Here is an 8,577-nt window from a genome sequence, read left to right as displayed (position 1 = left end):
AGACTTCGGCAAAGCCGCCGTTGCCGCCCAGCAGGCCGCCGCGCGCGTTGATCCGGCCCAGAAAGCGCGTGGCGCCATCGGCCCACACGACCACCTTGCCGCCGTTGCCGCGCGTCGTGGCGCTGGCGTCGATGCTCACGCCCGCGCCCACGTAGGTGCTGCTGGCGCGGCGTTCGCCCGCGCCGTGCGCGTCGCCGCCCACCAGCACGGTGCCGCCGCCGGCGTCGCCCGAGGCATCGATGCGCGCGGCGCCCACGAGCCCGACCTTGTCGCCCAGCACCGTCACCGTGCCGCCCGTTTCACCAGCGCCGCGACCCGAGGCATCGACGCTGCCGCTGACCAGCGTCACGCCGCTCGTGCCACCGTCGATCACGACGCGGCCTTCTTTCAGGCCCAGCGTGCGCGCCTGCACCACGCCGCTCATGTTGAGCACGGTGTCGGCGAACTGCCCGCGCGACGCGGCCATCAACTCGACCGAGCCGCCATCAGCCTGGATGCGCCCGAGCTGCCGCAGGCGCGCGCCCGCCTCGCGACCATCGACCTCGAAGAACAGCAGGCCGTCGCCTTCGACATCGACCAGCACCTTGCGCGCCGCGATCAGGCCCACGCGACCCCCATCGGCCTGGATCGTGCCGCTGTTGAGCACGTCGGCGCCGGCCAGCACCACCGCGCCACCCGTGGCGTTGATGCTGCCCTGGTTGATGACGCGCCCGGCCAGGTCGCCCCGACCGTTGCCGGTGTCGGTGAGCAGGTAGCGGCCGGCCAGAAAGTCGGCGTCGCTCAGGTGCAGCGTGGTGGCGACCAGACCGCCCACATCGACCCGCGCGTTGGCGCCGAACACGATGCCGTTGGGGTTCTGCAAGAAGACGCGCCCGTTGGACTGCAACTGGCCAAGGATGTAGCTGGGGTCGTAGCCCTGCACCGCGAACATCGTGGTGGAAGTGCTACCGGGCTGGTTGACGGTGAGCCGCTCTTGCGCGCCGATGCCGAAGGTCTGCGCGTTGACGATGGTCTGCTGCTGCCCGGTGGTCACGACCATGGTGTTGGCATCGGGCTGGGTCACCTGCGCCGTGCCCACCACGGTCTGCACGCCGGTGGGCAGCGCCTGCGCGCCTTGCGCGAGCACCAGCGCGGCCAGGGCCAGCGGCGCCAGCGCGAACCCGGCGGACACACGACGGGCGGCGCGAGCGCGGCGGCGGGAGCGGATCGGGGTGACGTGGCGTTGCATGGGACTACCTCGGGACACGTTGATCGGTGGCGCGCTCAGAAATATTTGCTGAGCTGGGCGTAAGCGCGCGGGATGCGCTTGACGGGGTCGGTGACGGCATCGCCGTTGATCGGCCAGGCCAGGTTGAGCCGCAGCCCGAAGGACTGCGGGCGGTCCCACACCGCGCCGATGCCCCAGCCGCTGAGCACCGCGCTGGCGGGCGTGCCGGGCAGCGTGGTGAGCGCCGCCGCGGCCGCGTCGTGGCGGTAGGTGACGCGACCCCAGTCGTAGAAAGCGCTCAGCACCATTTCGTGCGCGACGCGACCGAACCAGCTCTCGAGCGGCAGAAAGCGCAGCTCGGCTGAAAACAACCCGCCCTCGTCGCCGGTGCCCTCGCCCGCCGCGAACGCGCGCACGCCGCTCGGGCCACCCAGGCTGAAGCGCTCGGTGGTGTCGAGGTTCTGCGAGGTGAGCTGCCCCTTGCCGCGCACGTACAGCAGCAGGCGGTTGCTCACGAGGTTCTGCAGTCGCGAGTAGCCGAGGTTGAGCTTGGTGTAGTGCGTGGGCGTGTCGGTGGGCAGGTTGACCTGCGAGCCCTGATCGCTCAGGCGACCCCGCAACCAGTTGAGCTCGTAGGTGCTGACGCCGCCGGAGAGCAGGTTGTCGCGGAAGTCGCCCACCACGCCGAGCTGGGCGTCGAGCGTGCGCTTGAAGGTGTCGAGCCCGATCTCGCGGCGGTCGGCGAAATCCTTGCGCTCGATGCTGCCCAGCGTGAAGACGTTGAGGTTGCGCGAGCGCACCACCGGGTACAGGCCGAAGACGTTGACGGCGGTGGCCTCGCCGTTCAGGCCGACCGGGAAGTCGTCCTTGCTGAGCTTGTAGTTCACCTTGGACAGCGAGGTCCCCACCTTGAGGCCGTCGGCGCCCAGCGGCAAGGCGTAGCTCACCAGCCCGAAGCCCATGCCGCCCGTGAAACTGCTCATCAGGTTGAGCACCAGCGCGTCGCCCCGCCCCAGCGGGCTGGCCGCCGTGCCCACCAGGTTGTAGCGACTCGTGCCCGAGTAGCGCGAGCCGAAGGTATCGACCTCGACCTTGCCCGAAAAGGCGGTCTCGGCGCTGGGCGTGACCACCAGCGAGGCGGTGCCCGGCGTGCGCCCGGCCTTGACCTCGAAGCGGGCGCGGATGCCCTGCAGGTCGTTGACGAGAAAGACCACGCGCTCGACGTCGCGCACGCGCAGGATCTCGCCGGGCGTCAGGCGCGCCAGATGGCGCTCGACCACCTCGCGCTGCACGAGCATGTTGTCGGGCCAGTTGAGGATGACCTGGTCGAGCCGACCCTCCATGACCGCGATGTGCACCACGCCGCCTTGCGGATCCTGCTCGGGCAGGTAGGCGTAGCCGAGGTAGTAGCCCAGCTCGCGCTGCATGAAGCGCGTGACCGCCGCCGCCGCGTTGACCATGTCTTCGTAGCTGCGCTGCGAGCCGACGAAGGGCGCGGTGAGCCCCTGCAGCGTGGCGGCGGGCACGTCGGCCAGGCCGTCGATCTGGTAGCCGCTCACGTCGAGGCGGATGTCGTTCTCGGGCTTGCCCAGCTCGCGCGGCGGCGTGGGCTGCGGCACTTCGCCGCTGTCGCCGAGGGGCGGGCGGGCGGCCTCTTGCGCGCGCTTGAGCTGCTCGGCCGACGGGATCACCCCCGGCGCATCGGGGTTGGCGGCCTGCGCCCACGCCAGCACCGGCGCCCCCGTGGCGGCCAGCCACAGCGGCACGCACAACGCCCGGGCAGATCGAGACAGACGAAAGATCGGCGTGTGCACGAAGGAGCCTCTTGAGTGGTCTGGTGTGTCGATGAACATGCCGTCACCCGGATCGTGGACGGCGCCAGCGGCAACTCGCGAGGAACGCGACGCGACGAACTGCCCGTGATGGTCTGCCGCAAATTCTGGCGGCCCGGTTACGTTTTGGCACTCCCCGGGCTAGGGGTTTACCGCAACCGCGCCCGGGCCGCAACCGCGCGCCCTTGCGCCGGCGGCCCGGTCAACCGCCCGATTCCGAAAAAGCGGGGGGGGAGAAAGAAAAACGGCCCCACCTGGGGGCCGTTCAGATCAGGCGGCGACCGCGCTGGGCTCGGCGACCGGGAGGCGCCCAAACAGCCCGGCCGTGACCTGCTCGCCAGGCACGCCGGTCAGCAGTCGTTCGACCAGCTCGCGCACCGTGCGGATCTGGTCGCCGAACGGCAGGGCCCCCGCGCCGCGGAAGAACAGTCCCTTTTGCGTGTCGCCACGCAGGGCCGCGGCCAACTGGTTGTCGATGCAGAACTGGCCCCAGCCCTTGGTGCCGTCGCGCAGCCCGCATTGCGCCAGGCAGTCGAAGGCCTTGGTGCAGTGCGACTTGGCGTGCGCCACGGCCTGCAGTTTCTCCTCGACCTTGAGGTAGGCCTTGAGCCACTTGGTGGCCACCGCCCGCGCCGGCAAGCCCGCCACGCTGACGAACTCGACCACGTCTTCGGGCTTGGCGTCGGCGAGGATGTGCTTGAACTCGTCGGACGCGTCGCTCTCGACGGTGACGGCAAACGGCGTGCCGAGCTGCGCGCCGGCCGCGCCCAGCGACTGCAGCCGGGCGATGTCTTCGCGGTTGCGGATGCCGCCGGCTGCGATGACCGGGATCTCTTTTTCAACGCCCGCCGTGCGCAGGAAGGCCACGGTGTCGGGGATGACGCGCTCGAACTCGAAGCGCGGGTCGTTGACGTCGCCCACGCGGGCCGCGCCCAGGTGGCCGCCGGCCAGACGCGGGTGCTCGATCACGATGGCGTCGGGCAGGCGCTTCTTGCGCTCCCATTTCTTGAAAACGAGTTGAACGCCGCGCGCGTCGGACAGGATCGGGATCAGCAGCGTCTTGGGGTGATCGGCCGCCAGATCGGGCAGGTCGAGCGGCAGGCCGGCGCCCACCACGATGGCGTCGATGCCGGCTTCGAGCGAGCGCTTGACCTGCGAGGCGTAGGCCGCGACGGCGCGCATGATGTTGATGGCCACCAGGCCGCGTCCGCCCGACAGCTCGCGGGCGGCGGCGATTTCGCGGTCGATGGCTTCAAGGTTGGCCTGGTCGATGGCGTCCTTGGCGGCCTGATCCATGCCCAGCCCGGTGGTGCGCGCCATCAGGTCGGGGTGGTGGCGGCGCAGATCGACCGACGACAGCGTGCCCACGCCGCCCAACGAGGCGACGGTGCCCGCCAGGCGATGCGCCGAGACGCCAATGCCCATGCCGCCCTGCACGATGGGCAGCAGGCGGCGGCCGGCGAGTTCGAGCGGCTTGAGCGCGCCTTGCAGCAAGGGCTTGACGAGATTCGCGTCGAGCGACGGCCAGGAGGGGAGATCGGTCAGATTCATGGGCGGTGCAATGGGTGAAGGGGCGATCACAGGATCGCAGCCGTGAAACTAGGGCTGAGCGCACGCCGCAACATTGATCTACCTCAATGAAGCGGCCAACGACGCCGCGCAAGCCCTGCGGCTGGATGGCTCGGTATGCAATCAGCGCAGCGGCGCGCCGACGAACATCTTCCAGCGCCGCTCATTATGGCGCTTGGCCTGGTAGAGCGCCTGGTCGGCCTGACCGAGCAGGGCCGACACCGACGACACGCTGTCGGTGTACGACGCCATGCCGATCGACACGCCCACGCCCACGGTGTCGCCGGTGGACAGCGTGATCGGCGCCTGAACGGCGCGCGCGATGCGCTGCGCCAGCACGGCGGCGTCGTCCGGCCCCCCGTGGCGCATGACCACCGCGAATTCGTCGCCGCCCAGCCGCGCCAGCAGGTCGCCCAGCCGCACCGCCTGGCTCATGCGCCGCGCGACCTCGCACAGCACTTCGTCGCCGGCGGCGTGGCCGAAGCCGTCGTTCACGTCCTTGAAGCCGTCCAGATCCATGCACAGCACCGAGAACACCTCGCCCGCGCGCATGGCGTGGCGCATCTCGGCGGCCAGCACCTTGTCGAACTGCGAGCGGTTGGCGATGCCGGTGAGGTGATCGGTGAGCGCCAGGCGCTCCAGATCGAGGGCGCGGCGCCGGCTGTGCAGGGCGGTCATGACCATGGTAGACAAGTCGCACAAGGCGTCGCGTTGCGCGGCGGTGAACTCGCGCGCCTGGGCGTCGAGCACGGCCACCGTGCCCAGCGCATGGCCAGCCGCATCGACCAGCGGCGCGCCGGCGTAGAAGCGCAGATGCGGCGCCTGCGCCACCAGCGGGTTGGCGGCAAAGCGGACGTCGGCCAGCAGGTCGGGCACCACCAGCGGCTCGCGCGGCCGCATGATGGCGTGGGCGCAGAACGCCACCTGGCGATCGAGCTGGGGCACGTCGAGCCCGATCTTCGACTTGAACCACAGGCGGTCGCTGTCCATCAGGGCCACCACCGCGATCGGCGCGCCCAGGGCGTAGGCGGCCACCCGCGTCAGGGCGTCGAAATCCAGCTCGGGCGCGGTGTCGAGGATCTCGAAGGCGCGCACGGCCTCCAGCCGCTGGGGCTCGTTATCGGGAATGGGGCAATCGGTGGGTTGGGACATCTCTGGGCCTGCGGACTGATGCCGGAATATCGGACGCTGCGGCGCGGAATTGATGCCGCTTGAAACAACTGCGCCACACATCTTGAATGCGCCGGATCAACCGAATCGCGACCTGCCGCGTTGAGGTAGGCAGATGCGGCGCGAACCTCCCTCGCGGCCGGCATCGCTGAAAGAGGTGTTCACATGAAAACCGTTGTTGTCCGAGCCCCGCATGCGCGCCGCCCCTTGGCACGCATTTGTTTGCAAGGACTCACATTCTCCGTTCTCGGCCTGGCTGCGGCCAGCGCCATGGCGACCGAATACGGCCGCGTCATCAAATCCACCCCCATCACCGCCGCCGTGAGCGTGCCCCGGCAGGTCTGCTCGACCCAGCAGGAAGTGGTGCGCCAGCCCGGTTCGGGCCTGGGCGCCGTGCTGGGCGCGGTGGCCGGCGGCGTGGTCGGCCACTCGGTGGGCAAGGGCGCTGGCAACGCGCTGGCCACCGGCGTGGGCGTGATGGCCGGCGCCGTGATGGGCGACAAATACGAGCAGGCGACCAGCCCCGCCGACGTGCGCCCGGTGCAGCGTTGCAGCACGGGTTACGTGTCGCAGAACCAGGTGGTGGGCTACCAGGTCGACTATGAATACGCCGGCCAGCGCTACACCACCCAGACCAAGTACAAGCCGGGCAAGACCATCGCGCTGAACGTGCAGGTCAACCCCGCCGACGAGGAAGACGACCAGCCCGTGGCCCAGCAGCAGGTGCCGGTGCAGATTCCGCCCGAGGCGCCCGTCGCCGTCTACCAGCAGCCGCGCGTGGTCTACGCGCAGCCGCAGGTCGTGTACGCCGCCCCGCCGGTGGTCTACCCGGCCCCCTACCCCTACTACTACGGCCGCCCGCCTGTCAGCCTGAATTTTGGCTGGAGCAACTACCGCGGCTACGAGGGGCATCACCATGGGTACTAAATGGCTCGAAGACGACCGGCTCGATGACCTGAGCCAGACCGTCGTGCAGCAAGCGCACCAGGCGCGCCACATCCGGCGCGGCGGGGTGCGGACGCACCAGCATCACACCGCGAAGCGCGGGTATCTGCACGCCCCGGTCGGGCAGGAGCCCGTGCAGGAAGTCTTCGACTTCGCCTCGCCGGACGCCACCCGCCTGGCGGCCGTGGCGCGCCGCTGACGCGCCCTCCTTATTGGCGCGGCCTGCATGCCGCGCCGGTTAGCGCGTCGCCCAGTGTTCGCGCAGCCGGTACCAATAGATGCCGGCCATCATCATCGGCACCTGCAGGCCCCGGCCGAACGGAAAGGCCCGGTGCCGGATACCCGCGAGCAGCTCGAAGCGCTCGTGCTCGCCGGCAAGATGCTCGGCCACGATGCGCCCGGCCATGCCCGTGAACGCCACGCCGTGGCCGCCAAAACCTTGCGCCTGCCACACGCGCGTGCCGGCATCGCCCCGCCACGGCCCCATCACCGGCGCGCGGTTGAGCGGCACTTCCATGACGCCGCCCCACAGGTGTTCGACGCGCACCCCCGCGAGTTGCGGGAACACCGCCATCATGCGACGCTGCAAGAACGCGCGCGCCGCGTCTTCGTTGCGCGCCAGGTAGTTGGCGCCCGAGCCGAACAACATGCGGCGATCAGGTGTGAGGCGGTAGTAGTCGATGTCGTAGCTGTCGTCGGCCACAGCCTCGCGACCGGGAATCACGGCATCGGCCAGCTCGATGGGCAGCGGCTCGGTGGCGATGATCCACGAGTCGTAGGGCATGGTGAGGCGGTTGAACGGCGCGATGGTTTCGCCCAGCGGTGCGCCCCCGGCCAGCACCACCTGATCGCACTGCAGCTGGCCGCCATCGGTGTGCAACACCGGGCCCTGCCCGCCTTGCGCGGGGTCGATACGCAGCACGCGAGAGCCTTCGTGAATCGTCACGCCCAGGCGCTCGGCCGCCGCGGCCAGGCCGAGCACGTATTTCAGCGGGTGCAGGTGCAGGCCATCGGGGTCGCGCCAACCGCCGTGGTAACGCTCGCTGCCGATGCGCGGGCGCAGCGCGTCGCGCTCCAGCCATTGCAGGCTGGTGCAGCCGTAGCGCTCGGCGAGGTCGCGCCAGTCGGCCTGCAAGGCCAGCGCGCCCTTGGGCGTGCACGAGACGAACAAGGTGCCGTCTTGCGCATCGGCCTCGATGGCGTAGCGCTGCAGGCGCTGGCGCACCAGTTGCACGGCATCGGTGGTGAGCGCCCAGATGCGGCGCGCGGCGTCGAGCCCGAGTTGCGCCTCGATGGTCGAGATCTCGCACGCCAGCCCGGCCAGCACTTGCCCGCCATTGCGGCCCGAGGCCACGCTGCCCACGCGCTGCGCTTCGAGCAGGGTGACTTTGAAGCCGCGCTCGGCCAGCTCCAACGCCGTGCTCACGCCCGCGATGCCGCCGCCCACCACCCCCACTTGCGTGCGCTGCAGGCCGCTCAGCGCGGGGCGTGGCGGCGCGCGGGTCACCGTGGCCTCGTAGTACGACGGCGCGTGGCGCAAGCGTTGCAGCACGCTCATGGCGGCGTCGCCCCCAGGCCTCGCCTCAAGGCCGCGCGGCGCGGATGGCGGCACGCAGGTCATCGACCATCTTCACCACCTCGGCCTCGGTGGCGATGTAGGGCGGCGCCATGGTGATGGTGTCGGCACCAAATCGATAGCACTGCCCGCGCGCCAAACCTTGCTCGAAGGTCTTGAGCGCGCGCAGCCCAGGCTGGCCGACCCAGGGTTCGAGATCGACGCCCGCCGCGAGGCCGAAGTTGCGCACGTCCAGCACGCCGGGCTCGCCCTTGAGGCTGTGCACGGCGTCTTCGAGC

Annotated in this window: 7 protein-coding genes and 1 pseudogene; 2 read left to right on the top strand and 6 right to left on the bottom strand. The window is 70.3% G+C overall.

Annotated features, from left to right (window positions below; genetic code table 11):
* The 4 genes from ACE3SS_RS13840 to ACE3SS_RS13825 all read right to left on the bottom strand — a co-directional run.
* The coding region (locus ACE3SS_RS13840; RefSeq protein ID WP_374594903.1) for a filamentous hemagglutinin N-terminal domain-containing protein at positions 1-1,228 on the bottom strand (1,228 nt) is incomplete at its 3' end.
* Positions 1,229-1,263: 35 nt separating this feature from the next.
* Positions 1,264-3,021: a ShlB/FhaC/HecB family hemolysin secretion/activation protein gene (locus ACE3SS_RS13835; protein WP_374594901.1), complete on the bottom strand. Its 1,758-nt coding sequence runs from the start codon at positions 3,019-3,021 to the stop codon at positions 1,264-1,266.
* A gap of 288 nt (positions 3,022-3,309) precedes the next feature.
* On the bottom strand, positions 3,310-4,590 hold the full coding sequence (locus tag ACE3SS_RS13830; RefSeq protein ID WP_374594899.1) for an NAD(P)H-dependent flavin oxidoreductase: 1,281 nt from the start codon (positions 4,588-4,590) through the stop codon (positions 3,310-3,312).
* 141 nt (positions 4,591-4,731) lie between these two features.
* Complete coding sequence (locus tag ACE3SS_RS13825; RefSeq protein ID WP_374594897.1) at positions 4,732-5,760, bottom strand: diguanylate cyclase; 1,029 nt, start codon at positions 5,758-5,760, stop codon at positions 4,732-4,734.
* 183 nt (positions 5,761-5,943) lie between these two features.
* On the opposite strand from ACE3SS_RS13825, the gene ACE3SS_RS13820 reads away from it, so the two are divergent.
* Positions 5,944-6,705, top strand: a complete 762-nt coding sequence (locus tag ACE3SS_RS13820) for a glycine zipper 2TM domain-containing protein (RefSeq protein ID WP_374594895.1) — start codon at positions 5,944-5,946, stop codon at positions 6,703-6,705.
* Entirely contained in the window at positions 6,695-6,922 is a 228-nt protein-coding gene (locus ACE3SS_RS13815) for a hypothetical protein (protein WP_374594893.1), read from the top strand. The genes ACE3SS_RS13820 and ACE3SS_RS13815 overlap by 11 nt, the downstream gene beginning before the upstream one ends.
* 39 nt (positions 6,923-6,961) lie before the next feature.
* On the opposite strand, the gene ACE3SS_RS13810 is transcribed toward ACE3SS_RS13815, so the two are convergent.
* Both ACE3SS_RS13810 and ACE3SS_RS13805 read right to left on the bottom strand, forming a co-directional pair.
* Positions 6,962-8,281, bottom strand: a complete 1,320-nt coding sequence (locus ACE3SS_RS13810; protein ID WP_374594891.1) for an NAD(P)/FAD-dependent oxidoreductase — start codon at positions 8,279-8,281, stop codon at positions 6,962-6,964.
* Between the two features lie 25 nt (positions 8,282-8,306).
* Positions 8,307-8,577, bottom strand: a pseudogene (locus ACE3SS_RS13805) (aspartate aminotransferase family protein); the annotation flags it as partial.

The organism is Aquabacterium sp. (genome assembly GCF_041915145.1).
Classification (GTDB): Bacteria; Pseudomonadota; Gammaproteobacteria; order Burkholderiales; family Burkholderiaceae_C; genus Aquabacterium.
Note: the sequence above shows the minus strand (reverse complement) of the source record. Positions and strands in the feature narration are given on the sequence as shown.

What these genes read in the sequence shown, in the direction of transcription:
- ACE3SS_RS13830 (WP_374594899.1), bottom strand. Translation starts at nt 4,590, where the DNA reads ATGAATCTGACCGATCTCCCCTCCTGGCCGTCGCTCGACGCGAATCTC.
- ACE3SS_RS13825 (WP_374594897.1), bottom strand. Translation starts at nt 5,760, where the DNA reads ATGTCCCAACCCACCGATTGCCCCATTCCCGATAACGAGCCCCAGCGG.
- ACE3SS_RS13820 (WP_374594895.1), top strand. Translation starts at nt 5,944, where the DNA reads ATGAAAACCGTTGTTGTCCGAGCCCCGCATGCGCGCCGCCCCTTGGCA.
- ACE3SS_RS13815 (WP_374594893.1), top strand. Translation starts at nt 6,695, where the DNA reads ATGGGTACTAAATGGCTCGAAGACGACCGGCTCGATGACCTGAGCCAG.
- ACE3SS_RS13810 (WP_374594891.1), bottom strand. Translation starts at nt 8,281, where the DNA reads ATGAGCGTGCTGCAACGCTTGCGCCACGCGCCGTCGTACTACGAGGCC.